At 53.2% G+C, this 25,737-nt stretch carries 27 protein-coding genes; 20 read left to right on the top strand and 7 right to left on the bottom strand.

What is annotated here, in order from left to right; translation table 11 throughout:
- From ACQ66Q_RS13200 to ACQ66Q_RS13210, 3 genes are read right to left on the bottom strand one after another with little or no spacing between them, the layout of a single operon-like run.
- On the bottom strand, nt 1–1,311 hold the full coding sequence (locus tag ACQ66Q_RS13200) for an ABC transporter permease (RefSeq protein ID WP_430457234.1): 1,311 nt from the start codon (nt 1,309–1,311) through the stop codon (nt 1–3).
- 9 nt (nt 1,312–1,320) lie between these two features.
- A complete protein-coding gene (locus ACQ66Q_RS13205) occupies nt 1,321–2,031 on the bottom strand; it encodes an ABC transporter ATP-binding protein (RefSeq protein ID WP_430457235.1) in 711 nt (236 codons plus the stop codon).
- A 59-nt stretch (nt 2,032–2,090) separates the two neighbouring features.
- Complete coding sequence (locus ACQ66Q_RS13210; RefSeq protein ID WP_430457236.1) at nt 2,091–3,362, bottom strand: efflux RND transporter periplasmic adaptor subunit; 1,272 nt, start codon at nt 3,360–3,362, stop codon at nt 2,091–2,093.
- A gap of 196 nt (nt 3,363–3,558) precedes the next feature.
- Here ACQ66Q_RS13210 and ACQ66Q_RS13215 point away from each other — a divergent pair, with 196 nt between their 5' ends.
- The 9 genes from ACQ66Q_RS13215 (at nt 3,559) to ACQ66Q_RS13255 (ending at nt 12,119) form a co-directional block, all read left to right on the top strand.
- Nucleotides 3,559–4,146: an anthranilate synthase component II gene (locus tag ACQ66Q_RS13215; RefSeq protein ID WP_377244083.1), complete on the top strand. Its 588-nt coding sequence runs from the start codon at nt 3,559–3,561 to the stop codon at nt 4,144–4,146.
- Between the two features lie 76 nt (nt 4,147–4,222).
- A complete protein-coding gene (locus ACQ66Q_RS13220; RefSeq protein WP_377244080.1) occupies nt 4,223–5,368 on the top strand; it encodes an HDOD domain-containing protein in 1,146 nt (381 codons plus the stop codon).
- A gap of 316 nt (nt 5,369–5,684) precedes the next feature.
- On the top strand, nt 5,685–6,902 hold the full coding sequence (locus ACQ66Q_RS13225) for an aspartate aminotransferase family protein (RefSeq protein ID WP_430457237.1): 1,218 nt from the start codon (nt 5,685–5,687) through the stop codon (nt 6,900–6,902).
- Nucleotides 6,903–7,162: 260 nt separating this feature from the next.
- The gene (gene astA / locus ACQ66Q_RS13230) at nt 7,163–8,179 is read left to right on the top strand and encodes an arginine N-succinyltransferase (RefSeq protein WP_430457238.1); all 1,017 of its coding nucleotides are present in this window, start codon (nt 7,163–7,165) and stop codon (nt 8,177–8,179) included.
- 23 nt (nt 8,180–8,202) lie between these two features.
- A complete protein-coding gene (gene astD / locus ACQ66Q_RS13235) occupies nt 8,203–9,672 on the top strand; it encodes a succinylglutamate-semialdehyde dehydrogenase (RefSeq protein WP_430457239.1) in 1,470 nt (489 codons plus the stop codon).
- A gap of 167 nt (nt 9,673–9,839) precedes the next feature.
- Entirely contained in the window at nt 9,840–10,190 is a 351-nt protein-coding gene (locus tag ACQ66Q_RS13240; RefSeq protein ID WP_430457240.1) for a DUF3802 family protein, read from the top strand.
- Nucleotides 10,191–10,276: 86 nt separating this feature from the next.
- Nucleotides 10,277–10,720, top strand: a complete 444-nt coding sequence (locus ACQ66Q_RS13245) for an OsmC family protein (protein ID WP_430457241.1) — start codon at nt 10,277–10,279, stop codon at nt 10,718–10,720.
- 67 nt (nt 10,721–10,787) lie between these two features.
- Nucleotides 10,788–11,579 (top strand): adenosylmethionine decarboxylase, encoded by a 792-nt coding sequence (gene speD / locus ACQ66Q_RS13250; protein ID WP_430457242.1) that lies wholly within the window; start codon nt 10,788–10,790, stop codon nt 11,577–11,579.
- A 45-nt stretch (nt 11,580–11,624) separates the two neighbouring features.
- Entirely contained in the window at nt 11,625–12,119 is a 495-nt protein-coding gene (locus ACQ66Q_RS13255) for an arsinothricin resistance N-acetyltransferase ArsN1 family B (protein ID WP_430457243.1), read from the top strand.
- A gap of 46 nt (nt 12,120–12,165) precedes the next feature.
- Here ACQ66Q_RS13255 and ACQ66Q_RS13260 read toward each other — a convergent pair whose 3' ends face one another.
- Complete coding sequence (locus tag ACQ66Q_RS13260) at nt 12,166–13,059, bottom strand: phosphoribulokinase (protein WP_430457244.1); 894 nt, start codon at nt 13,057–13,059, stop codon at nt 12,166–12,168.
- Nucleotides 13,060–13,163: 104 nt separating this feature from the next.
- On the opposite strand from ACQ66Q_RS13260, the gene ACQ66Q_RS13265 reads away from it, so the two are divergent.
- Together ACQ66Q_RS13265 and ACQ66Q_RS13270 are read left to right on the top strand one after the other, a co-directional pair.
- Nucleotides 13,164–14,048, top strand: coding sequence for a hypothetical protein (locus tag ACQ66Q_RS13265; protein ID WP_430457245.1), 885 nt, complete (start codon nt 13,164–13,166; stop codon nt 14,046–14,048).
- Nucleotides 14,048–14,440 (top strand): MAPEG family protein, encoded by a 393-nt coding sequence (locus tag ACQ66Q_RS13270; protein ID WP_377244050.1) that lies wholly within the window; start codon nt 14,048–14,050, stop codon nt 14,438–14,440. The genes ACQ66Q_RS13265 and ACQ66Q_RS13270 overlap by 1 nt, the downstream gene beginning before the upstream one ends.
- A gap of 45 nt (nt 14,441–14,485) precedes the next feature.
- Here the strand turns inward: ACQ66Q_RS13270 and ACQ66Q_RS13275 are convergent, their stop codons facing one another.
- The 3 genes from ACQ66Q_RS13275 to ACQ66Q_RS13285 form a co-directional block, all read right to left on the bottom strand.
- Entirely contained in the window at nt 14,486–16,258 is a 1,773-nt protein-coding gene (locus tag ACQ66Q_RS13275) for an ExeM/NucH family extracellular endonuclease (protein ID WP_430457246.1), read from the bottom strand.
- 90 nt (nt 16,259–16,348) lie between these two features.
- Nucleotides 16,349–17,638, bottom strand: coding sequence for a phosphoribosylamine--glycine ligase (gene purD, locus ACQ66Q_RS13280; RefSeq protein WP_430457247.1), 1,290 nt, complete (start codon nt 17,636–17,638; stop codon nt 16,349–16,351).
- Between the two features lie 12 nt (nt 17,639–17,650).
- Nucleotides 17,651–18,475, bottom strand: coding sequence for a class I SAM-dependent methyltransferase (locus tag ACQ66Q_RS13285; protein ID WP_430457248.1), 825 nt, complete (start codon nt 18,473–18,475; stop codon nt 17,651–17,653).
- 222 nt (nt 18,476–18,697) lie between these two features.
- Here ACQ66Q_RS13285 and trmJ point away from each other — a divergent pair, with 222 nt between their 5' ends.
- The 9 genes from trmJ (at nt 18,698) to fdx (ending at nt 25,590) form a co-directional block, all read left to right on the top strand.
- Nucleotides 18,698–19,435: a tRNA (cytosine(32)/uridine(32)-2'-O)-methyltransferase TrmJ gene (gene trmJ, locus ACQ66Q_RS13290; RefSeq protein WP_430457249.1), complete on the top strand. Its 738-nt coding sequence runs from the start codon at nt 18,698–18,700 to the stop codon at nt 19,433–19,435.
- Nucleotides 19,436–19,450: 15 nt separating this feature from the next.
- Nucleotides 19,451–20,260: a serine O-acetyltransferase gene (gene cysE, locus ACQ66Q_RS13295; protein WP_430457250.1), complete on the top strand. Its 810-nt coding sequence runs from the start codon at nt 19,451–19,453 to the stop codon at nt 20,258–20,260.
- A 118-nt stretch (nt 20,261–20,378) separates the two neighbouring features.
- A complete protein-coding gene (iscR, locus tag ACQ66Q_RS13300; protein ID WP_377244032.1) occupies nt 20,379–20,861 on the top strand; it encodes a Fe-S cluster assembly transcriptional regulator IscR in 483 nt (160 codons plus the stop codon).
- A gap of 19 nt (nt 20,862–20,880) precedes the next feature.
- Nucleotides 20,881–22,095: an IscS subfamily cysteine desulfurase gene (locus ACQ66Q_RS13305; protein WP_430457251.1), complete on the top strand. Its 1,215-nt coding sequence runs from the start codon at nt 20,881–20,883 to the stop codon at nt 22,093–22,095.
- A 43-nt stretch (nt 22,096–22,138) separates the two neighbouring features.
- Nucleotides 22,139–22,522, top strand: coding sequence for a Fe-S cluster assembly scaffold IscU (gene iscU, locus ACQ66Q_RS13310; protein WP_377244026.1), 384 nt, complete (start codon nt 22,139–22,141; stop codon nt 22,520–22,522).
- Nucleotides 22,523–22,527: 5 nt separating this feature from the next.
- A complete protein-coding gene (iscA, locus tag ACQ66Q_RS13315) occupies nt 22,528–22,851 on the top strand; it encodes an iron-sulfur cluster assembly protein IscA (RefSeq protein ID WP_208931769.1) in 324 nt (107 codons plus the stop codon).
- Nucleotides 22,852–22,863: 12 nt separating this feature from the next.
- Nucleotides 22,864–23,388 carry a co-chaperone HscB gene (gene hscB, locus ACQ66Q_RS13320; RefSeq protein WP_430457252.1) on the top strand — a complete coding sequence of 175 codons (525 nt, stop codon included), beginning with the start codon at nt 22,864–22,866 and terminating at the stop codon, nt 23,386–23,388.
- Nucleotides 23,389–23,393: 5 nt separating this feature from the next.
- Nucleotides 23,394–25,250 carry a Fe-S protein assembly chaperone HscA gene (gene hscA, locus ACQ66Q_RS13325; protein ID WP_430457253.1) on the top strand — a complete coding sequence of 619 codons (1,857 nt, stop codon included), beginning with the start codon at nt 23,394–23,396 and terminating at the stop codon, nt 25,248–25,250.
- 1 nt (nt 25,251) lies between these two features.
- Nucleotides 25,252–25,590 (top strand): ISC system 2Fe-2S type ferredoxin, encoded by a 339-nt coding sequence (gene fdx / locus ACQ66Q_RS13330; protein ID WP_430457254.1) that lies wholly within the window; start codon nt 25,252–25,254, stop codon nt 25,588–25,590.
- Nucleotides 25,591–25,737 lie beyond the last annotated feature (147 nt).

A 25,737-nucleotide genomic window follows, 5' to 3' on the forward strand; every position in this document is an offset into this window, starting at 1 on the left:
TTATTGCGCTTTTAATTGTTGCGATGGCTGCACCTGACAGGCGCGCCACGTCGGGTACAGGCCGGCCAGAATGCTGGAGCTTATCGCCAGCGCGATGGCCAGCAGCACCATATTCAGGTCCAATACGGCAAGGTCGCGGATCCAGTCGCCATACATGGCTTTGACCGCTTCCAGCCCCAGCCAGGCCAGCAGCAGTCCCAGCACGCCACCGGCTAGACCAATCACGCCGGACTCCACCAGATGTTGCAAAAACAAATCGTTCCGGCTGGCGCCGAGCGCCTGACGCACGCCAATTTCACTGGCTTTACCAAGGAATTTTGCCAAGAGCAGGCCGACTGTATTAAGCAGACAGACCGCGAGGAACATCAGCGCCATTGCCATCATCATGCTGGCATCGTCCGATACCACCTGCCGTTGTTCCAGCCAGGTCATCACATCGCTGAGTTTGTTATTGTCCTGCCGGGCAAAGCGGCCGAATTTGTGTTGCTCGGCGGTATAGGCGTTGATAAAGCTCTGATAAGCCTCACGATCCGCGCTGCTGGGTAATTCCACCCATAGCTGAGTCCAGATACATTCAGAATCGAGAAATGCCTGAAAGCCAGACTCAGTTGGTTTCCAACAATTTGTATTGCCGGAACGGTCAAAGAACTGCTCAGTGATAAGTGAAAAGGGCACAAAGACTTCTTCGACATCTTCGAAAGGGCCGGTGGTGATGTCATAAAATTTTGGTTTCGGATCCCAGCGCGCCATCACGCCACTGATGCGAAAGTCTTTGCCGGCCAAACGCAGGGTTTCACCGGTCGAGTCACGGCCGCCAAACAGCCGTTCGTTCAGCTCGGCATTAATCACGACGACCAGCTCTTTTTTCGCATCGGCTGCGCCGTCCCAGCCCGATCCGTATAAAAACGGCACGTCAAACATCGGAAAGAAATCAGCGCTGCTGGCGCGACCTGTCACCATAAACGGCAGAGCATCTTTATCTTTCGGCTCCACCACCGCGGACATGCCACTCATGATCACCTGACGCGGCGCTTTTTTTGCCTGCCACAGATAGGTGGCATCACGGTAGGTCAGTTGGTCCGGCGGATCGCCATTGTCAAAAAATGGATTATTCGGCTCCCAGTTGTCGAGTTGCACATAAAACAGCTGGTCGCTTTTTTGCGGAATGGGGTTGGCTGACATCAGGTAATTGACCGTGACTGTGGTCATCGCGGCGCCAATGCCCAGTGCAATTGCCAGCACCATCAGCAGCGTCATGCCCCAGGTTCTTTTACAGCTGAGCAGTGCCAGCTTCAGATAATAACTGAACATCCTGCCTCCTCAGACCGCAGCCAGATTGTGAATATTGTGGTGTTGCTGGCCCTGCAGCAGTTCCTGCGCATGGCCGTCTTTGATAAAGATCTGCCGTTTGGCGCGCGCGGCTAAGCCGTTGTCGTGTGTGACCATCAAAATGGTGGTGCCATTGGCGTTGATGTCTTCAAGCAGGCTCATCACCGATTGCGCCATGCTCGAATCCAGATTCCCGGTCGGTTCATCCGCCAGTAAAAAACGTGGCGAGGTGGCCAGCGCACGGGCAATCGCAACGCGTTGTTGCTGGCCACCGGACAGTTGTGACGGCAGATGTTTCATTCTTGACGCCAGGCCAACCTGGTCCAGATGATATTCGATGCGTTTTTTCCGTTCGCTCGCGTTAAAGCCACGATAACGCAGCGGCACGTCGACATTGTCGAACAGGTTTAAATCCGGAATTAAGTTAAAACTTTGAAAGATAAAGCCAATTTTCTGGTTACGCATCCGCGAACGGCCTTTGTCGTCCAGCTTGCTGATGTCCTCACCGTCCAGCCAGTATTCGCCGGCCGTGGAGCTTTCCAGCAGGCCCGCGATGTTGAGGAAGGTGGTTTTGCCGGAGCCGGACGGGCCTGTCACGCTGACAAAATCGCCTTCGCAAAGGTCCAGATTGATGTCGCGCAGTGCGTGTGTGACCACATTGTCGGTGGCGAATGATTTACTGATGTTTTTCATGCTGAGCATAGATTCTCCTGTGGGCGCTGCCCGGCTTGATGATTCGTGGCTGTTTGCGTACAGCTGGATTAGTTCAATTGCACTGTGCTGGCGCCCTGAAAAATGTCAGTGCCAGAGGTAATGATTTGGTCGCCGCTTTTCAGGCCGGACAGAATTTCGACGGCATTGATGCTGCGGGCGCCGGTCTCAATCGGCGTTTTCACCGCCAGACCATCGCGCACCAGATAAGCAAAACGACCGTTGCTGCTATCCAAAAACTGACCCCGTGCTACCTGCAGCACTGCAGGGCGCTGTTCCAGCAAAATGCGGCTGGCGAGGCGCTGGTTTTGCCGCAAGGCGGTCGGCGCATCCTTGGTGAAACGCACCCGGCCTTTGACCTGGTTTTCAAACACTTCCGGTGAAATCGTGACGAGCTTGCCGGCATAAACCTGGCTTTCCACAGTGACCTCAACCGGCAGGCCGATGCTCAAATCATTGGCGTAACTTTCCGGTACGGCGATTTCCACTTCGAACTGGCTTAAATCAACCACCGACAAAATCAATTGGTTTTTGATGATGTAGGTTTTGTTTTCCACTGCGAGATTACCGAGCAGACCATCGACCGGCGAGCGTACGTTCAGGCTGTCGACCTGACGCTGATAATCACCAACCAGCAGCTGCTGACGTTGCAGCGCCTGCGCCAGGCTTTGCAGTTCAAATTCGAGGTTTTCTTTGTTCAGCACCGCGTCTTCCACCGCATGGCGATGCTGCACTTTGGCGGTTTCCAAATCATCGCGCGCTTTTTCATAGTCAATCTGACTGATGGCTTTGAGCGCATACCCTTGTTCGGCGCGGCGTTTTTCCCGGTCGGCAGTGGTGAGAGTGACCTGGGCGATATCGACGGCTTTTTGGTCGGTCAGCTGTTGTTTTTTCGCCAGAATTTTCTGCCGGTCATAGCTGGTTTGCAGACTGAACAACGTCGCTTGTTCCTGCTGCAGCTTGTTATTGAGTTCCGGACTGTCGAGGGTGGCGAGGATCTGACCTTTTTTCACCTCAGTACCGGCATCAAGCAACAACGTTACTGTGCCTTCAGCCGGTGCATACAGTTTCGGGCTGACTGCAGCCACCACCTGGCCTTGTGCGGAAATATCGCGGGTAAAATCGCTGGTTTTCACCGTATCGATGCGCACGCGCGAAAGCGGCACGGAGATATCTGACGCTGACCAGCTTTGTACTGCCGGCAAGACCAGCCAGAGCAACAAGCCAATACCGGTAACAGCAGTAAGCGGCAGCAGCCAGCGGGGTTTCGAGTGGGTGAGGCGCAGAACTTCATCTTGCGCGCTGGTATCAGCTATTTTCATCAGCAATTCCTTATATCAATGCCAATGAGTCAGGGTGAGCGCCAAAATGGTTGGGATGCCGGGCACAAAAACATGTAACTGAATGTGTATCTGGTCATTTCAGCCCGATGTTCACCGCGGGACTGTGCGTCGGCCGCTCAGTTGCGGTAGAATCCGCCGCCTTTGCTCTATCCGGCTTCAGGAGAAACGCCCCACCATGCTGCTGTTGATCGACAACTACGACTCTTTTACCTGGAATCTGGTGCAGTATTTTGCTGAGCTGGGGCAACAGGTCGTGGTCAAACGGCATGATGAAATTGATCTGGCCGGCATCGCAGCGATGGCGCCGGATCACTTAGTGATTTCGCCAGGCCCCTGCAGTCCGGATCAGGCTGGCATTTCGCTGGCTGCTATCTCTGAGTTTGCCGGCAAGTTACCGATATTGGGCGTCTGTCTGGGCCATCAGGCGTTAGCGCAAGCGTTTGGCGCAAAGATCATCCGTGCCCGCCAGGTGGTGCATGGCAAAAACTCGCTGATCCGCCATGACAATAGTTCGGTTTTCAGTGGCCTGAATAATCCGCTTAGTGTTACCCGTTATCATTCGCTGATCGTCGACAAAACATCATTACCGGCCGCTTTTCGTCTGACCGCCTGGACCGAGACTGCCGACGGTGAAATCGATGAAATTATGGGCATTGCGCACCGCCATTTGCCGCTGCATGGCGTGCAATTTCATCCCGAAGCCATTCTGACCGAACAAGGTCATCAGTTACTCGCTAATTTTTTGGCCGAACACCGCCGCTAAAGGCGCGCACGCATTGACAGCGCAGCCTGTGCCACCGCAAACTGCCGGAATCAGAATAAAAGTATTAAGCGGTTCCATGTCGTCAATTGCTCAAGTGCAACAACAGCGTTTTTTTGATTGCATCCTCGAAATAAAACCCGATCAAACACGTTATGGTTACAAGCGTCAGGCACAAAAAGCTGCCAATGCAGCAGCACAGCCTCAACAGGCTTCGGCGGGCCGCACTCTGCTCGATATTGAACAGCAGGCCGCCTTTAACCGTCAGGCCGGCGCAATCGCCAAACAACAATTTGTTGAATTTACTCAGGCGCATCTGCACGATCAGGTGGCCGAAGAACTGTTTCTGAAGCTCGGTAAATATGACACTATCGCCAGCACCGTATTTAACCTGGCGGATGGATTTCCGGCGGTGTTAGATGTGCTGAGTGCACGGGCGCTGACACTGAGTCAGCTGGAAAATCTGATAAGCCCGGTGGACTGGCTGAAAGAAGATTTACTGAAACTGGTAAACCAGCCGCAGTACCGCAATAAAACCCCGTCCGGTAATTTTATTAAAGAGATTAAGCCTGCTCTGGGATTGTTGGGACTGGAAGCGATGCAGCAAATTCTGCCGGTGTTTGCTCTCAAACGGTCTTTGCCCCATGCCACCGATCCTTTTACTGGTTTTAAAGGCCAAATCTGGCAATACAGCATTGCAGTCGCGCTGGCGGCGCAGCGGCTGGCCGAGGAAACCGGTGAAAATCCATTTGTCGCCTATTGCGCCGGCTTGTTCCATTCATTGGGATATCTGGTGGTGGCACGCACTTATTTGCGCACCTATCAGCAAGTTAAACAGGCCGCGATGCTGAAATCCCGTGACGCCCGGGATACGGAATTGACAGATGCACTGGATAGCCTGGATGCGGATGCCAGTTTCCTTAATTCTTGTTTTCAGGAATTTTCCGCCAATATCAGCGCCGACCTGGTCGCGAAGTGGGGCTTAAAACGCGTCCCGCTCAGCCAGGTGCTGGATCAGTTCGCCGAAGGTGTGGGTTATAGCGGTGCCAGCCGTCTGACACAGATCGTGCATCAGGCCGTGTATTTTGTGCAGGCGCAGACTTTGCGCAAATACAAATTACTGACCGACGCGGAAGAGCTGCAATGGATGCAGGAAGTACAGATCCGGCCGGAACATCGGCAATTGTTGCAACAAACCCGCTTAGATCGGCTGGATATCGACTAAATTGCCTGCTTGATACAGATCAGACCAGATTATTTTCACCATATTCATGCAACAGCCGGCTCTGCCGGCTGTTGTCGTTCTGTAGCGCGCCAGCACTGAGTCGGCGCCTGCATACGGAAACAATGAGTTGCTTAGTTATTCACCTGAAATGCAAATCTATCTGCAGCCCTTTATTTTCGCGCTTTTCAGCGATTTTTACCCGAGACTTCGCGGTTTTTTTCTGTAATACTGCCAAATAATTCTGAATAAAAATCTGCCGTAATTTTGCATAATTGCATAAGCCAATCACGGCCTCCCGCACTCAGAGGAACTTACCATGTCAGCAGCTTTACCCGTTACCCGCGCTTTGTTTGATGAAGTCATGGTGCCAAACTACGCACCGGCGCCAATTATTCCGGTGCGTGGCCAGGGTTCCCGTGTCTGGGACCAGGATGACCGCGAATATGTCGATTTTGCCGGCGGTATTGCGGTAAGTTCATTAGGCCATTGCCATCCGGCGCTGGTGAATGCGCTGACAGAACAAGCCGGCAAGCTGTGGCATTTAAGCAACGTGATGACCAACGAGCCGGCGCTGCGTCTGGCAAAACAGCTGGTCGATAATACCTTCGCCGACAAAGTATACTTTGCCAACTCAGGCGCTGAGGCCAACGAAGCCGCATTAAAACTGGCGCGGCGCTGGGCACTGGAGAAATTCGGTGAGCACAAACAAGACATCATTTCTTTTGGCAAAAGCTTCCACGGCCGGACTTTTTTCACTGTGACCGTTGGCGGTCAGGCGGCCTATTCAGATGGTTTCGGGCCAAAGCCTGCGGCTGTATTGCATGCTGAATTCAACAATCTCGATAGCCTCAAAGCGCTGATTTCTGACAATACCTGCGCCGTGATTATGGAACCGGTACAAGGCGAAGGCGGCATTATCCCGGCCACAGCCGAGTTTATTCAAGGCGTGCGTGAACTTTGTAACCAGCACAATGCCCTGCTGATTTTTGATGAAGTGCAAACCGGTGTTGGCCGTAGCGGCAAACTGTATGCCTATATGCATACGCCGGTGGTGCCGGACATTCTGACCAGCGCCAAGTCACTCGGCGGTGGTTTCCCAATCGGCGCCATGCTGACCACCACTGAGATTGCTTTGCACCTGAAAGTCGGTACCCATGGTTCTACTTATGGCGGCAATCCGCTGGGTTGCGCTGTGGCTTATGCCGCCATCGACACCATCAATCAGCCTGCAGTGTTAGACGGCGTTTTAGCCAAAGAAGCACTGTTTCGTGCTGAGCTTGAGAAAATTAACGCCAAATATCATGTGTTCAGCGCCGTGCGTGGCCAGGGCTTGCTATTAGGCGCTGCGTTAAACGAGCAATACAAAGGCCGTTCGCGTGATTTCCTGTTAGCCGCTGCAGCCGAAGGGCTGTTTGTGCTGATGGCCGGTTATGACGTAGTGCGGTTTGCACCAAGTCTGGTGATCCCGGATGCAGACATTATCGAAGGCATGGCCCGGTTTGACCGTGCTGTAGCGAAAGTGGTGCAGGGTTAAGTATCAAATACCCCGAATATTCAGGGATGTAAGTTATTTACCCAAAAGCATTGAAGATTCGGGTAGGCGGCAACTGAACGAAGCGCTAGGAACATAGATAGCTATGTGACTAGTGTGAGTGAAGGCGGCCAACACCCCCGAATCTTCAAGGATGAAGGGTAAAACGAAGCAACGGCGGCCGCGAACAACAATAACAAGCCGCCGGATAAAGCAAAACATTGCGGGATTGAAGCCCCCGCACAACTCCGAGGAAGCGACCTATGATGGTGATCCGTCCAATCCGCGCCGCAGATTTCCCGGTGCTCTATGAAATGGCGGTGGAATCCGGCCATGGATTTACCTCATTGCCGGTCAATGATGAGCTGCTGCAGCGCAAAATTAAGCGGTCGGAACAGAGTTTTCGCAAAGCCGTCAGTACCCCGTGCGATGAGGGGTACTTGTTTGTGCTGGAAGACACTGCGACCGGCGAAATCTGTGGCACCAGTGCCATAGAAGCTGCTGTAGGTCTGGATGATGCGTTTTATAACTATCATCTGGGTAAGGTTGTCCATACGTCGCGGGCTTTAGGCGTCTACAAAACGGTAGATATCCTGACGCTGTGTAACGATTACACCGGTGCCACTGAGCTCTGTACTTTATTCCTGCGCGAACACCGCCGCGAGAAAAACAGCGGCAAGATGTTGTCGCGGTTTCGCTTCTTGTTTATGGCGGAATTTCGCGAGCGTTTTTCAGATCGTATCATCGCCGAAATGCGTGGCGTGTCGGACGAGAACGGCAACTCCCCATTCTGGGAATGGTTGCAGGAACACTTCTTTTCGGTCGACTTTCCAACAGCCGATTACCTGACCGGCATTGGGCAGAAAGTCTTTATCGCCGAGCTGATGCCGAAATACCCGATTTACGTCAGCCTGCTCAGTAAAGAAGCGCAGGCGGTGATTGGCAAAGTGCATGAAAAAACCCGGCCGGCGCTACAACTGCTGCAATCTGAAGGTTTCTCCACCACCGGTTATGTCGATATTTTTGATGCCGGCCCAACGGTCGAAGCCAAGCTCGAGCATATCCGGACTGCGCGCAACAGCCGCCGTCTGCAGGTGCGGATCGCGCCGGTCAGCGGTGGTCAGCCTTATCTGGTTTGCAATACCGACCGCGAGAATTTCCGCGCCAGCTGGACGCACCTGCATGTCGCAGAGACCGCCACTGAGGTGAATCTGCCGGCAGAGTTTGCCGAAGCGCTGCAGGTCAGTGATGGTGACTGGGTGCGTTTAGCCCGTTTATAAGCCCGTTTTGAAGGAATAGTGTGATGACACAACAAGTGCAGTTTATTAACGGTCAGTGGCTTGCGGGCGAGGGACTAGTTTTCAGTTCAATAGATCCGGCGAAAAACCAGCAAATCTGGCAAGGTCAGGCCGCCTCAGAACAACAGGTTGATCAAGCATTTCGGGCAGCCCGCGCTGCATTTGATGCCTGGGCAGATCTTACTTTCCATCAGCGCGCCGATTATATCCGCGCCTTTGGCCAGCAACTGAATGAACACAAAGAAGCATTAGCGCTTTGCATTGCTGAAGACACCGGTAAACCTCTGTGGGAAACCCGCACCGAAGTGGCGGCGATGATTGGTAAAGTCGATATCTCGATCCGGGCCTATCAGGAACGCACCGGTGAAAAAGAAAACCCAATGCCACAAGGCCGCTCTGTGCTGCGGCACAAACCGCATGGCGTGGTCGCGGTATTTGGTCCTTATAACTTCCCGGGGCATTTACCCAACGGCCATATTATTCCGGCGTTACTGGCGGGCAATACTGTGGTGTTTAAACCCAGTGAAATGACGCCGAAGGTAGCAGAAGCCACGGTGAAACTATGGCAAGCGGCCGGCTTACCGGCTGGCGTGCTGAACTTATTGCAGGGCGAAGTGGTGACCGGCAAAGCCATCGCCGCGCATCCGGAGCTGGACGGGCTGTTTTTCACCGGCAGCTCGCGCACCGGCCATTTTTTACATCAACAGTTTGCCGGCCGGCCGGACAAAATTCTGGCGCTGGAAATGGGCGGCAATAACCCGCTGATCGTGGCCGATGTCAGTGATATCGATGCCACTGTGCATGACATTATCCAATCGGCGTTTATTTCTTCCGGTCAGCGTTGTACTTGTGCCCGTCGTCTGTATTTACCGGTAGGTGAGGTTGGTGACGCGATCCTGGCGCGGTTACTCGAAGTCAGCGCCAATATCCGCGTCGGGTTATACGATGCTGCAGAGCAGCCGTTTATTGGTTCGATGATATCCAATAAAGTCGCGCTGGGCATGTTGGCCGTGCAGGACCAACTAACCGAACTTGGCGCCCGCGTGTTGCTGCCGATGCGTTTGCTGGCGGCGGACACCGGCTTACTGACACCGGGGATCCTGGACTGCTCGGCCGCACAGGCGTTGCCGGATGAAGAGCATTTTGGCCCGTTGTTAAAAGTGTTCCGTTTCACTGATTTTGATGCAGCCATCACGGCCGCGAACCAGACCAGTTTTGGGTTGTCGGCGGGTTTGCTATCGGACAATGAAGCGCTGTACCAGCGTTTCTTCCGCCGCATCCGCGCTGGTATTGTCAACTGGAACCGGCCTATCACCGGCGCCAGCTCGGCCGCGCCTTTTGGTGGTATCGGCGGCAGTGGCAATCACCGCGCCAGTGCCTATTATGCGGCAGACTATTGCGCTTATCCGGTAGCCTCGGTAGAACTGGCGCGCACTGAACTGCCGGTGCAGTTGTCACCGGGTTTGCAGTTCTGACGCTGGCACCGGCTGTTTCGTTGCATAAAGCACAAACTTTATGCAACGAATTTGCTTGCTGACTTGCCCTTCAGCCATCGCAGATATATTTTTAAGCTCAGCGCTTTACGCTGAAATGCAATCTGTGGCAGATTGAAGTCCCTCATTAATTCCCGGTACGCAGAGCTATGGTCACGGACAAACCCGGTTATGAACATCTGATCCAGTTTTTAACCGAACATTTAGCGTTATTCGAGCAACAAGGCACGCCGACGTCGCATCGCAAAACGCTGGGTGTGATCATTGAAGAGCTGATTGCCGAGCAAATTATCCAGTTATGTCTGCAGCACACGGAGCTGGAAACGATCCACCGCAGCCAAATCATCCGCGAAGTGGATGGCATCATGTACGACTTTCAGGAAGTACTGGCCTCAGTTATCGAAAAGCCAGCCACCGAAGAGCAAATTGAACTGATTAATGAAGTTTCCTTACTGATTAAAAATCTGTTTGATACCGCCATCGCGCATTTGATGGACTAAGTCGGTCCGACATCGGCATAACTGCTGGCAGGCGAAGCACTTTTTTCGCTAGAATAGCCTTTTCCCCCGGACAGCAGGAGCCTTTCATGGCTGAGAATAATCAACTTCACGCCACCGTCAGTTGGGCAGGTGACAGCAATTTTATTGGCCGTTCTGGTTCAGGCCATGCCGTAGTATTTGACTCAAATAAAGACGATGGTGTCGCACCAACCCCGATGGAAATGTTACTGATGTCGGCCGGTGCCTGCTCGTCAGTTGACGTGGTCAGCATCCTGCAAAAAGCCAAACAACAGGTCACGCATTGTCGTGTGGTGTTAAGTGGTGAGCGGGTTGATTCAGTGCCACGGGTGTTTGACAAAATCCATCTGCATTTTGAAGTGACGGGCTTTAACGTCAGTGAAAAACATGTCGAGCGCGCAGTCAATTTGTCGGCCGAGAAATATTGTTCAGTGTCGATCATGCTGCAAAAAGCGATGACAGTAACGCATTCTTTCGCTGTGATCCCAAGCGAGCTGCAGCCACAGGGCTGACAGTTGCCAGTTCTGCAGTTGACTAACCTATACTGAGTGCACGTCACTCAGCGGAGAGCCGAATACCGTGGTAAAACCTTTTGAAAAATTGAAGCTGCATGGCTTTAACAATTTAACCAAAAGCCTGAGTTTCAGTATTTACGACATTTGCTACGCGCAGACCGATCAGCAACGACAGGAATATATTTCCTATATCGATGAGCAATATAACGCCGACCGGCTGACCGACATCCTGACCGAAGTGGTGCATATCATCGGCGCCAATATCCTCAATATTGCGCGGCAGGACTATGACCCGCAAGGCGCCAGCGTGACCATTCTGGTCTGTGAAGAACCGATGGAAGAGCATGCTGCAGGCCCAACACCAGATGCGATAGTGGCTCATTTGGATAAAAGCCACATCTGCGTGCACACCTATCCGGAACACCACCCGCATGACGGCATCTGTACTTTCCGTGCTGACATCGAAGTGTCAACCTGCGGCGTGATCTCTCCACTGAAAGCGCTGAATTTCCTGATCCACAGTTTTGAGTCGGACATTGTCACCATCGATTACCGCGTGCGGGGTTTTACCCGTGATGTCAGCGGTGTGAAGCATTACATCGATCACCCAATCCATTCGATCCAGAACTTTATGGATGACGCGACCAAAAATGCTTATCAGATGATTGACGTCAACGTTTATCAGGAAAACCTGTTCCACACCAAAATGATGTTAAAAGACTTCGAGCTGGACAATTACATCTTTGGTGCTGGTGTTGAATCTGTGGCAACTGACGAACAGCAGAACATCGCGAAAAAGGTCAAACGCGAAATGCGCGAGATTTTTTATGGCCGCAATCTGCCGGATTTAGGCTAAATCAGCCGGTATTTGCCGCAGAGTAGTGATGGAACCAACCGCAAAATGAGTGATTTCATTCGACTGGCTGAAGTGACTGACGCCGCGGCAATTGCAGCGATTTATAACCATTATGTTGAGCATACGGCCGTCAGCTTTGAAGAGCAGGCGGTGCCGGTGGATGAGATGGCAAGCCGGATCTCCACCGTACTGCAGCAAGGTTTGCCTTATCTGGTGGCGGTGCTTGATGAAGATGTGGTCGGCTATTGTTATGCCACGCCGTGGAAAGCCCGCGCTGCTTATCGCTATTCAGTGGAAGTGACTGTGTATCTGAAACCGTCTGCGCAGGGCCGGGGGCTCGGCTATGCGCTGTATCAGCAGTTGTTTGCCGCACTCAAAGCCGCCGGCTATCACGCCGCCCTGGGCGGCATCGTGCAGCCGAATCCGGGCAGTGTGGCCCTGCATGAAAAATGTGGCATGACTCAGGTGGCGCTGTTGCCCGATATAGGTTTTAAGTTCGGCCAGTGGCACAGTGTCGGTTATTGGCAGTTGTTGCTGTAGTACACCGCCGTGCCGGCATCTCATTCCAGCCGCTCATTCCAACCACTCATTCCAACCAGTTGACCTGACCACGCGCCTGGCGGCGTTTGACCATCAGCTCTTCAATCAGCGGTGTTAAAATCAGTTCCATCGCCAGCCCCATCTTGCCGCCCGGCACCACCAGCGTATTGACCCGCGACATAAAAGACCCTTGCAGCATCTGCAGGTAATACGGGAAATCGACATGTTTGATGCCGCGAAAACGGATCACGACAAAACTTTCATCCAGCGATGGAATATCTTTGGCGCTGAACGGGTTGGAGGTGTCCACCGTCGGCACGCGCTGGAAGTTGATATGGGTGCGCGAGAACTGCGGCGTGATATGGTTGATGTAATCATCCATGCTGCGTACGATGCTGGACATCACCGCTTCGCGCGAGTGGCCGCGCTCCGAGGTGTCCCGCATGATCTTCTGGATCCATTCGAGGTTGATGATCGGCACCATGCCAATCAGCAAATCGACATGTTGTGCGACGTTATGATTGTCGGTGACCACGCCGCCATGCAGGCCTTCATAAAACAATAAATCTGTCTCAGGCCGGATCTCCTGCCAGGGCGTAAAAGTGCCGGGCAGCTGATTAAACGGCACCGCTTCGTCAAAGGTGTGCAGGTATTTACGGATTTTGGTGCTGCCGTGTTCGGCATAATTGGCAAAGCAGTTTTCCAATGCGCCGAAATCGTTAGCTTCGGCACCAAAATAACTGATATGCCGGCCTTGTTCTTTGGCTTTGCGAACTTCGACGTCCATTTCCGGTCTGCTGTAGCGGTGGAAACAATCGCCTTCCACAAAAGCCGCATCAATGCCCTGGGTGCGGAAAATATGGGAAAAGGCATTGGTCGTGGTCGTGGTGCCTGCTCCGGAGGAGCCGGTCACGGCAATAATCGGGTTTTTTTGTGACATCCGCGCACTCCGCTGTAATTTGCTTTGGTCTTACCATAAAGGATAAAGTGAAGTCACAGCAAGCGGCAGCGGATGTCGTCTTCGACTTATTCAACAGGAATTTCATGAAAGTGTTCAGTCTTGCCGCGTTGTTTCTGGCTGTCAGCGCCAGCGCGGACCCGCAGTACGTCATTCATTATGCACAGTATCAGAGCGCCGAACGGGGCGTTGCGATCAGCAAAGTCCTTGGCACTATTCAGCAAAAAGGTTATCAGAATCAACCGGCATTCAGCCGCGACGGCAGCCGGTTATTGTGGACGGCGCAGGCCGGTACAGGTCCGATGGCGACCGATATTCATTGGCTACTGCTAAGCGAGGGCGGAGTCGGCAAAGCGCTGCGCGCCACCACTTTTGGCGAATTTTCCGCCACGCCAGTGCCGGGTTCAGATAGCGACTACTCGGTGGTGCGGGTTGAAGCCGATGGCACGCAGCGCTTATGGCAAATTAACAGCCAGACTGAGCAGCTGCTGTATCCGGAACTAAAAGGCGTCGGTTACCACGTTTGGGGCTCTGATCAGGATTTACTGTTGTTTTTACTCGAAGACAGCACCGGGCCAAATCGCGCTGTGTATCGCACCAAAGATGGCGAACTGACCACGCTGGCCGGCCATATTGGCCGTGCGCTGTTATATCAGGCCAATAGCGACCGGTTCTTCTTTACCGCACCAAGACCTGGCCAGCCAGCCGATAGCCCGCTGTGGTTGTGGCGTTATCAGGCCGGCGGCAAAAAAGCCGAAGCACTGTTGCCGATGCCGGCCAATGGACAGGATCTGGCCATCACCAGTCAAGGCACTGTGCTGGTCAGCGCCGGCAAATATGTTTTTCAGCTGAGTGGCGATCATTGGTTGCCCTGGGCTGATTTATCCAAACAGTGTGACGGCAAAGTCAGCCGTTTTAAACTTAATCCGGTACAGCCAGTGCTGGCCTTTGTTTGTGAACAGGAGGGGTAATGGCCGTTATTCTGTGGGCACTATTTGCCGTCGCTTTGTTGCCTTATCTGGCACGACTGCCGGTTGCACGCGCGATGAATCAACTCGGTGGTTACGACAATCACCTGCCGCGGGCGCAACAAGCGCGTTTGGAAGGGATGGGCGCCCGCGCCAACGCAGCGCATTACAATAGTTTTGAAGCGTTGCAGCTGTTTCTGGCGGCGGTGCTTGGTTGTGTTGTCAGCGGAAATTACGATCTAACGATGCAGGTGCTGGCCTGGTTGTATGTAGGCTGCCGGGTGGCGTTTATTTTGTTGTATCTGCTGGATTACGCTCTGCTGCGATCGATAGTCTGGGTTGTTGGCGTCGGCGCAGTGTTCAGCATGATAGTCCGTGCGGCACTCAGTGTCTGAGTGCATTGCTGAAAACAAAGCCCCGCGAGCGGGGCTTTGTGCTATTTAGAACTTAAAGTCCATATACAGCGGGTCATGATCCGACGAGCGGTAAGGCGTCGGGGCATACAATGATTGTTGCTGTGCTTTGGACTTAAACTCAGTGTTGTAATCCAGCACTGCCGGCTCGTCAGCGTTAATTCCCCAATGGTGGAATTGCTGCAGCTTGGCTTTCAGCTGCGAGCTGGCCAGGGCATGGTCCAATGTGCCAGAGCGGCCCCGATAAACAAATGACGAATGCACGGCATCTTTGGGCGCCAGATGCTGCCAACCGTTTTGCTCCAGATATTGCAGCGGCGCTTCTTTGCGGTAGGCGTTTAAGTCACCCATCACCAGCACATAGTCCGTATCGATGCCGGTCGGTTCGGTCTTCAGCCATTCGGTCAGTGCTTTTGCTGCCGCGACCCGGGTCGGCGTCCAGCAACCCTGACCGTCATTCAGGTCTGAATCCGGTCCTGCTTGTTTCGGACAACTGCCTTTAGATTTAAAGTGATTAATGCTGACGGTCAGCTGCTGTTTGGACGTCAGATCGCGGAAGCTTTGCGCCAGTGGTGGCCGGCTGCCTTTGTCAAACGGCGCCTTGGTGTAGACCGCCGTGGTGCCGATTGGCTCGACATTGGCTCTACGGTAAATCATCGCCACCATGATATCGTCAGAACCCGGCTTTTCGCTGGGCTGAACAAAGGCATAGACTTCGCTGCCGAGTTGCTGGTTCAGGCTTTGCACTATGGTGGCCAAAGCGCTGCCGGGCCCGAAGCCGTTATTTTCGACTTCTAATAAACCAATCACATCGGCGTCCATCGCCGCCAGTGCCGCCAACATTTTGGCTTGCTGGCGCTGCAATTCATTCGCATCGGTCGCGCCGCGTTTGGTCGGGAAGCGCGGGCTGTTGCCTTCGCCGGTAAAGAAATTCAGCACGTTAAAGCTGGCAACGCGCAGCTCGCCGGCTTTTTTCGCGGCAGGCGCGGCCGGACGTGGGTTGGTCGCAACAAATTCAGGTTGCTGACTGACGACGACACGATAGCCCACTTTGGTTTGCAGCAAATACCCTTGCAGCTTATTAACGGTATCGCCAACCCGCACTGTATTGCTGGCCGACAGATCGCCGGTCGGAAAGCGCACGGGCTGCGGGTTCTGTTTCATGCTGGCATCATCAATAGTGATTTCCTGCAACGCTTGTTTGGCCATCAGCGCTTTTGACGCATCGCCTGGCAACGCCACTTCGGTCGCGACCGGCAGGCGTTCATTGGCCAGCACCAGTTCGCCATAACGCGACAGGCCATAACTATCGTTGACGATCAGCGGCTGGGCGAAGCTCAGCAACATGCCTTCCAGCGCCTCAAACGCCTCTGGTGATGCGACAGGCAAGGTCAACGCTGTGGCGGCAGGTAACGGCTGCCGGCTGCAGTATTCGGCTTGCGTGATATTGGTCAGCGCGGTCATGCCGGCCATTTCGCGCACGGTACCGGTCAGTTGGATCACATCACCGGCCTGGCGTTGTTTGGCTTGTTGGCTGTCGGTGACCAGCAATGCTTCACTGCTCAGCGGGTTTTGGTCCGCGGTGATGCTGCCAAGCAGTAACTGCGGGTTTTTACTGTCGGCATATAACACCGCTAACACCACACCACGGGTGGTCAGGGTGGTGCCCACCTTTGGGCTTTTATCGCCAGGGCCTTGAATATCATGGATGGCAATAAAAGGTGTGGTGCATTCTGCGGCCAGCAGCGGGGCACTGAGACTGCTGAGCAGCAGCGCAATTGGGGTCAAGGTCAAACGCATGATGCTTATCCTGGTTAGCCGCCGGAAAACCGGCCGGAAAAAAAGCCGGCAACTGCCGGCATTTTATAAGGTCAATACAAAACTGAGCTTTTACTTCTGCTGTTCCCGCGCCACGGCACGATAGCCGATGTCACGGCGACTGAATACGCCATCCCAGTGGATTTGATCCACCAGCTGATAAGCGGCTTGCTGTGCAGCAGTCACATTGGCACCTAAGGCGGTCGCACACAACACCCGGCCACCAGCTGTCAGTACCTGGCCGTCTTTCAGTACAGTGCCGGCATGGAACACTTTGGCTTCCAGGTTATCGTCGGTCGGTAGCCCAGAAATCACATCGCCTTTGCGATAGTCATCCGGATAACCACCGGCAGCCAGTACCACGCCGACTGCGGCACGTTGGTCGAATTGGATCTGCTGTGTATCGAGCTTGCCCTCACAGGCAGCTGCACAGAGCTCAACCAAATCCGACTGCAGGCGCAGCATGATTGGTTGTGTTTCCGGATCGCCAAAGCGGCAGTTAAATTCCAGTACTTTGGCCGTGCCGTCTGGCGCGATCATCAAACCAGCATAAAGGAAGCCGGTATAGACCTGGCCTTCTGCTGCCATACCCTGCACCGTTGGATAGATCACTTGCTGCATCACCCAATCGTGCACCGCAGGTGTGACTACCGGAGCCGGTGAATAAGCGCCCATACCACCGGTATTTGGGCCTTTATCGGCATCATCGCGGGCTTTATGGTCTTGTGAAGAGGCAAAAGCCAGCGCGTGCTGGCCGTCTACCATGACGATAAACGACGATTCTTCACCGACCAGAAATTCTTCGATGACAACACGGCTACCGGCGCTGCCAAACTTGTTGCCGGCCAGCATATCTTCAATGGCAGCAAAAGCTTCGGCTTCAGTCTGGGCAATGATCACGCCTTTACCGGCGGCCAGGCCATCAGCCTTGATCACGATAGGTGTGCCCATTTCAGTTACGAATGCTTTTGCATCCGAGATATCGGTGAAAGTCTGGTAAGTGGCCGTCGGGATTTGATGCCGGGCCAGGAAGTCTTTAGCAAATGCCTTAGAGCTTTCCAGCTGCGCTGCACCTTTGGTGGGGCCAAAGATAGCCAGGCCATCAGCCCGAAACGCATCGACCACGCCGCGCGCCAGGGGTGCTTCAGGGCCAACAATAGTCAATGCTATCTGTTCAGCCTTGGCAAACGCCAGCAACGCCGGGACATCATCAGCCGCAATGGCGACGTTGGTTAAAGTACTTTCCAGTGCAGTACCGGCGTTACCCGGTGCCACAAACACCTGACTAACCTTTGGCGATTGTGCCGCTTTCCAGGCCAGCGCATGTTCACGGCCACCGCCGCCAATCACAAGAACTTTCATCGGTTTATCCACTTATTTAGTTGCAGGTTTACGGAATTTAAGAGTCATCCGGTCGCTTTCACCAATCGCCTGATATTTGGCTTTATCCTGCTCTTTATTGGTGTATGTAGGCGGTAATGCCCAGACGCCGCCCGGATGGTCGGCGGTATCTTTTGGATTGGCATTCACTTCACTGCTGCCGTCTAAAACAAAACCGGCCTGTTCTGCCAGCTTGATCACCAGGCTTTGCGGCATATAACCGGATTTCTGCCAGTCAGTATTCAGTTTGCTCTCTGGCAGGCGATGTTCTACCACGCCCAGCACGCCACCCGGTTTTAACGCGGCATGGAATGATTTAAATGCGGTCAGCAGGCTTTCATCGCCTTTGGCCATGTACCAGTTGTGCAGGTTGCGGAACGTCAGCACGACATCTGCGCTGCCTGCCGGTGCGATTTGTTTGCCACCAGCAGCGGAAAATTCAGTCACTTCGACTTTGCTGTAGACCGGATTGGCGGCGAGTTTTGCCAGATAGTCAGCGCGACTTTTTTGCGCATATTCAGATTTGGCATCTTTTGGCTGATGTGCGGCGTAATATTTGCCTTGTTGTTGCAGCAACGGCGCCAGAATTTCAGTGTACCAGCCACCGCCGGGAGAGATTTCTACCACAGTACTTTGTGGCGTAACGCCGAAGAAACTCAGTGTTTCTACCGGATGGCGATATTGGTCACGGGCTTTGTTGGTGGCACTGCGGACCGGGTTGTCGACTGCGGCCTGAATGGCGGCGGTATCTGCAGTAACATTAAAGGAAGAAAGGGCGAACAAACTGGAAATAACCACGAGCGAAGTCAGAGCTTTCATGCGATCTATCCTTATTGTGGGGGAAACGGGCGCTATTCTAGCAAAGCCATCAGGGCTTTGCAGTGGCAAATACGTCGAAGTCACAGCTTCAGACTTTGAATTTTAGATGGCCAGACATCTTTTTTTCCTGCCCAACAGTGAAAGCCTTATGCTAAAATGCCGCTCTTTTTTACAATGCTATGCCTTTTCTCTGGGCATGACAGCAGCCCGGGCTCATTATTCATGTTTGCACAGATCCGCATCGTCCTGATTGAAACCACCCACAGCGGCAATATTGGCTCAGTGGCGCGGGCGATGAAAACCATGGGGTTGTCGCAGCTGGTGCTGGTGTCGCCAAAAACCGAAGTCGACGGTCAGGCGTATGCATTGTCTGCCGGCGCCAGTGATGTATTGGCCAATGCCCGGATTGTCGACAGTCTGAGCGCCGCCATCGCTGATTGCCCGCTGGTGATTGGCACCAGCCATAAAGCCAAGAGCCAGGATATGGCCGTGCTGGACCCGCGTCAGTGCGGTCTTAAAGTTGCCGCAGAAGTGGCGCAGGGCCCGGTAGCTATCGTGTTTGGCCGCGAGAGTAATGGTTTATCCAACGATGAACTCAGGCAATGTAATTTTCATCTGTGTATTCCGACCAACGCCGAGTACACCTCGCTGAATCTGGCGATGGCGGTACAAGTCGTCAGTTACGAGATCCGCATGGCGTTGTTAGGTGAACAAACATTGCCGCCTGCCGATGTGCCGGAGAAATACCCAACAGCAGAGCAACTGGAAGGTTTTTATCAGCATCTGGAAACCACGCTGGACCAGACCGGTTTTATTATCCGCCAGCATCCTGGCCATATCATGATTAAGCTGCGCCGGTTGTTTAGCCGGGCGCGGCCCGATGAAACTGAACTGAATATTTTGCGCGGCATTTTAACCTCAGTGCAGCGCTTTGGCCGGCAGGGCCGGCAAGACGATTAATACAAGGATCGGGCTATGTTTGCAGGCATCAGAGAAGACATTAAGAGCGTATTTGAACGCGATCCGGCAGCGCGTAATTTTATCGAAGTACTGACCAACTATCCGGGTTTACATGCGATTTGGTGGCACCGGATGAACCACCGGCTGTGGCGCGCTAATTTTAAATGGCTGGCGCGGTTTTTAAGTACTATTGCGCGCTGGCTGACCGGCGTCGAAATCCATCCGGGGGCCAAAATCGGCCGTCGTTTTTTTATTGACCATGGCATGGGCGTTGTGATCGGCGAAACCGCCGAGATCGGTGATGACGTCACGCTATACCATGGCGTGACACTTGGCGGCACCAGCTGGAACCCAGGCAAACGCCATCCGACCCTGGGCAACAACGTCGTCATTGGCGCCGGGGCCAAAATTCTTGGGCCTTTGTATGTCGGCGAAAATGCCCGCATTGGCTCCAATGCCGTGGTGGTCAAAGATGTACCAGCCGGCGCGACAGTCGTTGGGATCCCGGGCCGTATTGTCGCCAAACAAGGTGTTGAAGTGACAGAGCAGCGCCAGCAGCTGGCGAAAAAATTTGGTTTTGATGCGTACGCGGTTGCCAGCGATAACCCAGACCCGGTCGCCAATGCGATAGGCCGGATGCTGGACCATATGCATTGCCTGGATAACAAAGTGGCGGAGTTGTGCCAGAGCGTCAATCAGCTCGGTGGCAACGTCTGCACTGAAGTGCCGACGATGAATATTGAAGATGAGGCGTTTCGCGAAGCGGAACGGCTGGCGGCGGAACAACGCAAGCAGCAACTGGACGAGTTTGACCCGACGATTTAGTCCGTGAATGTCGCCGGAACAGCAATAATACCTGACTAATTTAGTAGGATTAATACTTGACTAAATCAGTCAGGAATGTAAAATCGGCGCCATCCCTCAACCGGACTCCGGAGTTCAGATGCGACTTACCTCGAAAGGGCGTTATGCCGTCACCGCCATGCTGGATGTGGCGCTGCATGCCAGCTCCGGCCCGGTACCTTTGGCTGACATTTCGGTTCGTCAGGAAATATCCTTATCTTATCTTGAACAATTGTTCGCCCGCTTACGTAAACATGGTCTGGTCAGCAGTGTGCGTGGTCCCGGCGGTGGTTATCAGCTGGGTAAACCGGCAGCACTTATCAGCGTCTCTGAAGTGATCAGCGCCGTTGACGAGTCAGTCGACGCCACCCGTTGCCAGGGTAAATCCGATTGTCAGGGCGGTGCCAAATGCCTGACCCACAGTTTGTGGAGCGATTTAAGCGGTCGCATCGAAGATTTTCTGACCCAGATCACTCTGGGTGAATTGGTCAGCCAGCATGAAATTCAGCGCGTGGCCAAGCGGCAGGATAGCCGGCAGTTAAAACATCCTATCAGCGAAATTGAAGTCAATTGCCAGTTGTAGACTTCAGACGGAGCCCAGCATGAAGTTACCGATTTATTTAGACTATGCCGCAACTACCCCGGTTGATCCGCGGGTTGCGGAAAAAATGATGCAATACCTGACGATGGATGGTGAGTTCGGTAACCCGGCCTCACGTTCACACCGGTTTGGCTGGCAGGCGGAAGAAGCAATTGAAGTCGCCCGCAGTCAAATCGCCGATTTGATCAATGCGGATCCACGCGAAATCGTGTTCACGTCAGGCGCCACCGAGTCCAATAACCTCGCGATTAAAGGCGCTGCGCAGTTTTACCATAAAAAAGGTAAACACCTGATCACGCTGCGTACCGAGCACAAAGCTGTGCTGGACACTATGCGTGCACTGGAGCGCGAAGGCTTTGAAGTGACTTATCTGGATGTAGAAGCCAACGGCTTATTAGATCTGGAAAAATTTAAAGCTGCATTGCGGCCGGATACCACAGTCGTTAGCGTGATGATGGTGAACAACGAAATCGGTGTGGTGCAGGATGTTGCCGCGATTGGCGAGCTGTGCCGGGCCAATGGCACTATTTTCCATGTCGATTCAGCCCAAGCTGCCGGCAAAGTCGACATTGACTTGCAGGCACTGAAAATTGACCTGATGTCGTTTTCAGCCCACAAAATTTACGGTCCAAAAGGGATTGGTGCATTGTACGTGCGCCGCAAACCACGGATCCGGTTAGAAGCACAAACTCACGGCGGTGGTCACGAGCGCGGCATGCGTTCAGGCACTTTACCGACGCACCAAATCGTGGCGATGGGCGAAGCTTTCCGGATCGCAAAACTGGAAATGGCCGAAGAAAATCAACGCTTTGCCACACTGCGTCAGCGGTTGTGGGATGGCATCAAAGACATCGAACAGGTGTTCTTAAATGGCGATGCCACCCACCGCGTGGCGGGCATTACCAATATCAGCTTCAACTATGTTGAGGGCGAATCACTGATTATGGCGCTGAAAGACATCGCTGTTTCTTCAGGTTCTGCCTGTACGTCTGCCAGTCTGGAACCTTCGTACGTGCTGCGTGCGCTGGGATTGTCCGATGAACTGGCGCACAGCTCCATTCGCTTCAGTATCGGCCGTTTTACCACTGAAGAGCAGATTGATCACACGATCAAAATCGTGCACGAAGCGATTGCCAAATTACGTGAAATGTCGCCGTTGTGGGACATGTACAAAGACGGTATTGATTTAAATACAGTGGCCTGGGTGGCTCACTAAGCACAGGCGGGGCGCAAACCCAGCTTGAATTGAGGTAAAGATCATGGCATACAGCAACAAAGTTATCGATCACTACGAAAACCCACGCAACGTCGGCGCATTTGCCAAAGACGACCCAACGGTCGCTACTGGCATGGTCGGTGCTCCGGCCTGTGGTGACGTGATGAAACTGCAAATCAAAGTGAATGAACAGGGCATTATCGAAGACGCCAAGTTCAAAACATACGGTTGTGGCAGCGCTATTGCGTCCAGCAGCCTGGTCACTGAATGGGTCAAAGGCAAAAGCCTGGATGAAGCAGCACAAATCAAAAACACCGACATCGCGCAGGAACTGGCATTGCCTCCTGTGAAAATTCACTGTTCTATCCTGGCAGAAGACGCGATTAAAGCGGCGATTGCAGATTACAAGCAACGTCACGGGAGTTAATTGCGATGGCGATCACGATGACAAGCGCAGCCGCAGATCGAGTGCGTAGTTTTCTGACTAACCGTGGCAAAGGCCTGGGCCTGCGTGTCGGCGTTAAGACCACAGGTTGTTCTGGCCTGGCTTATGTGCTGGAATTTGTTGATGATCTTAACGAGGATGATCAGGTTTTTGAGCAAGACGATTTAAAAATCATCGTCGACGGCAAAAGCCTGGTCTACATCGACGGCACGCAGTTGGATTTTGTCAAAGAAGGCTTAAACGAAGGTTTTCAGTTTAACAATCCAAACGTCAATGGCGAATGCGGTTGTGGTGAGAGCTTTACCGTTTAGACAGGTACATCGATGAATTATTACCAGCTGTTTCAGCTTCCTGCGCAGTTTGATGTGGATCTGACCGAGCTGGGCACGCGTTATCTGGCGCTGCAGAAGCAATTCCACCCGGATAACTTCGCCAGCGCTTCAGAACGGGACCGTTTGTTGGCGGTGCAACAAGCTGCCAATATCAATGATGGCTACCACAGTCTGAAACAGCCTTTACTACGCGCCGAGCATCTGTTGGCGCTGCGCGGTGTCAAAATTAGTGCCGAGCAACGCAGCTTCACCGATACGGTTTTTCTGCTACAACAAATGGAATTGCGCGAGTTGCTGGCCGAGATCGCCGACGCGCCGGATCCTGATGCATTGATTGATGACGCGGAGCGGCAAATCCGTTTGCAGAAAAAGCAGCTGTTGGCCACATTAAGTGCCGCCTTCGGCCATGACACACACGAGCAGGATTTAGCTGCGGCTGATATAATCCGCAAACTCAAATTTTTCTTCAAACTCGAGCAAGAGCTTGAGTTTATTGCACAGCAGACACAAGACTAAACGCCATGGCCTTATTACAAATTGCTGAACCCGGCCAAAGCGCCGCGCCACATCAACACAAACTCGCTGCCGGTATTGACCTTGGCACCACCAATTCATTAGTTGCCACGGTACGCAGTGGTGAAGCCAGAACGCTGCAAAATAAGCAGGGTGATGACATGGTGCCATCGGTCGTGCGTTACACCGCTGACAAGGTGATTGTGGGGAAAGCAGCGCAGGCGGACGCAGCACTGGATCCGCATAATACTATTGTTTCGGTCAAACGCCTGATGGGCCGTGGTTATCAGGAAACGCTGGCGCATGCTGCGGATTTACCGTATCAGCTGGTCGATCAGCAAGGTCTGGTCGCGCTGGAGACTATCGCAGGCGTGAAAAACCCGGTGGAAGTGTCAGCAGAAATTCTCGCGACGCTGGCAGATACAGCCAGTCAGACACTGGGTGGCGAACTGACTGGCGTCGTCATCACTGTGCCGGCTTATTTTGATGATGCCCAGCGTCAGGCGACCAAAGATGCGGCACGTCTGGCCGGTCTGAATGTCTTGCGGTTATTAAACGAACCTACAGCTGCGGCGCTGGCATATGGCCTGGATTCTGGTCAGGAAGGCGTGATTGCGGTGTATGACCTCGGTGGCGGCACTTTTGATATCTCTATCCTGCGTTTGAGCCGTGGCGTATTTGAAGTACTGGCTACCGGCGGCGATTCTGCATTGGGCGGTGACGATTTTGACCACCTGGTATTGAGTCACCTTAAACAGCAGGCAGGTCTGACTGAACTGAGCCATCAACAATTGCGCCAGTTATTGCAGTTATCCCGCCAAATCAAAGAAGCCATCAGTAGCGTCGATAGCTATAGCTATCAGCTGGATGTTGCAGGCATCGCCACGACATTCAGCCTGAGCCGTGCTGAGTTTGAAGAATTAGTGCAACCTTTAGTGCGCCGCACGCTGCGAGCCTGTAAACAGACGCTGCGTGATGCTGGCCTTGATGTGTCCGACGTCGCCAAAGTGGTGATGGTCGGTGGATCTACCCGTGTACCATTGGTACGCCAGGCGGTAGCAGAATTATTTGAAACAGAACCGCTGACATCGATCGATCCGGATAAAGTGGTTGCCATCGGTGCGGCCATCCAGGCCAACGTGTTGGTAGGCAATAAATCGGACAGCGATACTCTGCTGCTAGATGTGATCCCACTGTCGCTCGGTATTGAAACCATGGGCGGTCTGGTGGAAAAAATTATTCCACGTAATACCGTGATCCCGGTCGCACGGGCGCAGGAATTTACCACTTTTAAAGACGGTCAGACCGCAATGGCGATCCATGTGCTGCAGGGCGAGCGGGAAGGTGTTAGCGATTGCCGTTCACTGGCCCGTTTCGATTTGACCGGGATCCCGCCGATGGCTGCCGGAGGCGCGCATATCCGCGTTACGTTCCAGGTCGATGCGGATGGTTTGCTCAGTGTGATTGCACAAGAGAAATCCAGTGGCGTCAGTGCGTCCATTGAAGTGAAGCCATCATATGGTCTGAGCAATGACCAGGTGGCGCAGATGATTCAAAACTCGATGCTATACGCCAAGCAGGATATGCAGTTGCGGCTGTTGCGTGAACAGCAGGTGGAAGCGAATCGGGTACACGAAGCCGTTTCTGCGGCAATTAGCGCGGATGCACATTTATTGTCTGCCAGCGAATTACACCAGATTGAACTGGCGTTGCATCAACTGTTGCAGCTGGCCAACAGTGAAGATACCGCTGCAATCAAAGCAGCTATCGAACATACCAATCATTTAACTGATGATTTTGCGGCGCGACGGATGGATATGTCTATCCGGATGGCGTTGCAGGGTCACAAGGTCGACGAGGTCTGATATGCCCCAGATTATTTTTTTACCACACCCGGAATTATGTCCCGATGGTGCTGCACTAGAAGCCACTACCGGTGAGACGATTCTGGATGTCGCGCTGAAAAATGGCATTTCTATCGAGCATGCCTGCGAAAAATCCTGCGCCTGTACCACTTGTCATGTGGTGGTGCGTGAAGGTTTTTATTCACTGAACGAAAGTGATGAACTGGAAGAGGACATGTTGGATAAGGCCTGGGGGCTTGAACCGGAATCCCGCCTCGGTTGTCAGGCGCGGGTCAGTGATGTTGATCTGGTCGTTGAAATTCCTAAATATACGATCAATATGGTCAGCGAAGGCCATTGATTTATAACTGAATCTTGATGTATTCCCACTCTAAAAGCCTGCAGTCGCAGGCTTTTTTTGTCTATCAGTGTCATTTCTTGTAAGTTGCTGAAATCTAATATAAAGTCCGCTCCAAATTTTTTTCTACGCAACGGAACTTAAATTTAT

It is taken from the genome of Rheinheimera sp., assembly GCF_965283995.1.
Lineage (GTDB): Bacteria > Pseudomonadota > Gammaproteobacteria > Enterobacterales > Alteromonadaceae > Pararheinheimera.

Bases quoted from the DNA above. Each gene is read 5' to 3' on its own strand.
- ACQ66Q_RS13200 (WP_430457234.1), bottom strand. From the start codon at position 1,311: ATGTTCAGTTATTATCTGAAGCTGGCACTGCTCAGCTGTAAAAGAACC.
- ACQ66Q_RS13205 (WP_430457235.1), bottom strand. From the start codon at position 2,031: ATGCTCAGCATGAAAAACATCAGTAAATCATTCGCCACCGACAATGTG.
- ACQ66Q_RS13210 (WP_430457236.1), bottom strand. From the start codon at position 3,362: ATGAAAATAGCTGATACCAGCGCGCAAGATGAAGTTCTGCGCCTCACC.
- ACQ66Q_RS13215 (WP_377244083.1), top strand. From the start codon at position 3,559: ATGCTGCTGTTGATCGACAACTACGACTCTTTTACCTGGAATCTGGTG.
- ACQ66Q_RS13220 (WP_377244080.1), top strand. From the start codon at position 4,223: ATGTCGTCAATTGCTCAAGTGCAACAACAGCGTTTTTTTGATTGCATC.
- ACQ66Q_RS13225 (WP_430457237.1), top strand. From the start codon at position 5,685: ATGTCAGCAGCTTTACCCGTTACCCGCGCTTTGTTTGATGAAGTCATG.
- astA (WP_430457238.1), top strand. From the start codon at position 7,163: ATGATGGTGATCCGTCCAATCCGCGCCGCAGATTTCCCGGTGCTCTAT.
- astD (WP_430457239.1), top strand. From the start codon at position 8,203: ATGACACAACAAGTGCAGTTTATTAACGGTCAGTGGCTTGCGGGCGAG.
- ACQ66Q_RS13240 (WP_430457240.1), top strand. From the start codon at position 9,840: ATGGTCACGGACAAACCCGGTTATGAACATCTGATCCAGTTTTTAACC.
- ACQ66Q_RS13245 (WP_430457241.1), top strand. From the start codon at position 10,277: ATGGCTGAGAATAATCAACTTCACGCCACCGTCAGTTGGGCAGGTGAC.
- ACQ66Q_RS13255 (WP_430457243.1), top strand. From the start codon at position 11,625: ATGAGTGATTTCATTCGACTGGCTGAAGTGACTGACGCCGCGGCAATT.
- ACQ66Q_RS13260 (WP_430457244.1), bottom strand. From the start codon at position 13,059: ATGTCACAAAAAAACCCGATTATTGCCGTGACCGGCTCCTCCGGAGCA.
- ACQ66Q_RS13265 (WP_430457245.1), top strand. From the start codon at position 13,164: ATGAAAGTGTTCAGTCTTGCCGCGTTGTTTCTGGCTGTCAGCGCCAGC.
- ACQ66Q_RS13270 (WP_377244050.1), top strand. From the start codon at position 14,048: ATGGCCGTTATTCTGTGGGCACTATTTGCCGTCGCTTTGTTGCCTTAT.
- ACQ66Q_RS13275 (WP_430457246.1), bottom strand. From the start codon at position 16,258: ATGCGTTTGACCTTGACCCCAATTGCGCTGCTGCTCAGCAGTCTCAGT.
- purD (WP_430457247.1), bottom strand. From the start codon at position 17,638: ATGAAAGTTCTTGTGATTGGCGGCGGTGGCCGTGAACATGCGCTGGCC.
- ACQ66Q_RS13285 (WP_430457248.1), bottom strand. From the start codon at position 18,475: ATGAAAGCTCTGACTTCGCTCGTGGTTATTTCCAGTTTGTTCGCCCTT.
- trmJ (WP_430457249.1), top strand. From the start codon at position 18,698: ATGTTTGCACAGATCCGCATCGTCCTGATTGAAACCACCCACAGCGGC.
- cysE (WP_430457250.1), top strand. From the start codon at position 19,451: ATGTTTGCAGGCATCAGAGAAGACATTAAGAGCGTATTTGAACGCGAT.
- iscR (WP_377244032.1), top strand. From the start codon at position 20,379: ATGCGACTTACCTCGAAAGGGCGTTATGCCGTCACCGCCATGCTGGAT.
- ACQ66Q_RS13305 (WP_430457251.1), top strand. From the start codon at position 20,881: ATGAAGTTACCGATTTATTTAGACTATGCCGCAACTACCCCGGTTGAT.
- iscU (WP_377244026.1), top strand. From the start codon at position 22,139: ATGGCATACAGCAACAAAGTTATCGATCACTACGAAAACCCACGCAAC.
- iscA (WP_208931769.1), top strand. From the start codon at position 22,528: ATGGCGATCACGATGACAAGCGCAGCCGCAGATCGAGTGCGTAGTTTT.
- hscB (WP_430457252.1), top strand. From the start codon at position 22,864: ATGAATTATTACCAGCTGTTTCAGCTTCCTGCGCAGTTTGATGTGGAT.
- hscA (WP_430457253.1), top strand. From the start codon at position 23,394: ATGGCCTTATTACAAATTGCTGAACCCGGCCAAAGCGCCGCGCCACAT.
- fdx (WP_430457254.1), top strand. From the start codon at position 25,252: ATGCCCCAGATTATTTTTTTACCACACCCGGAATTATGTCCCGATGGT.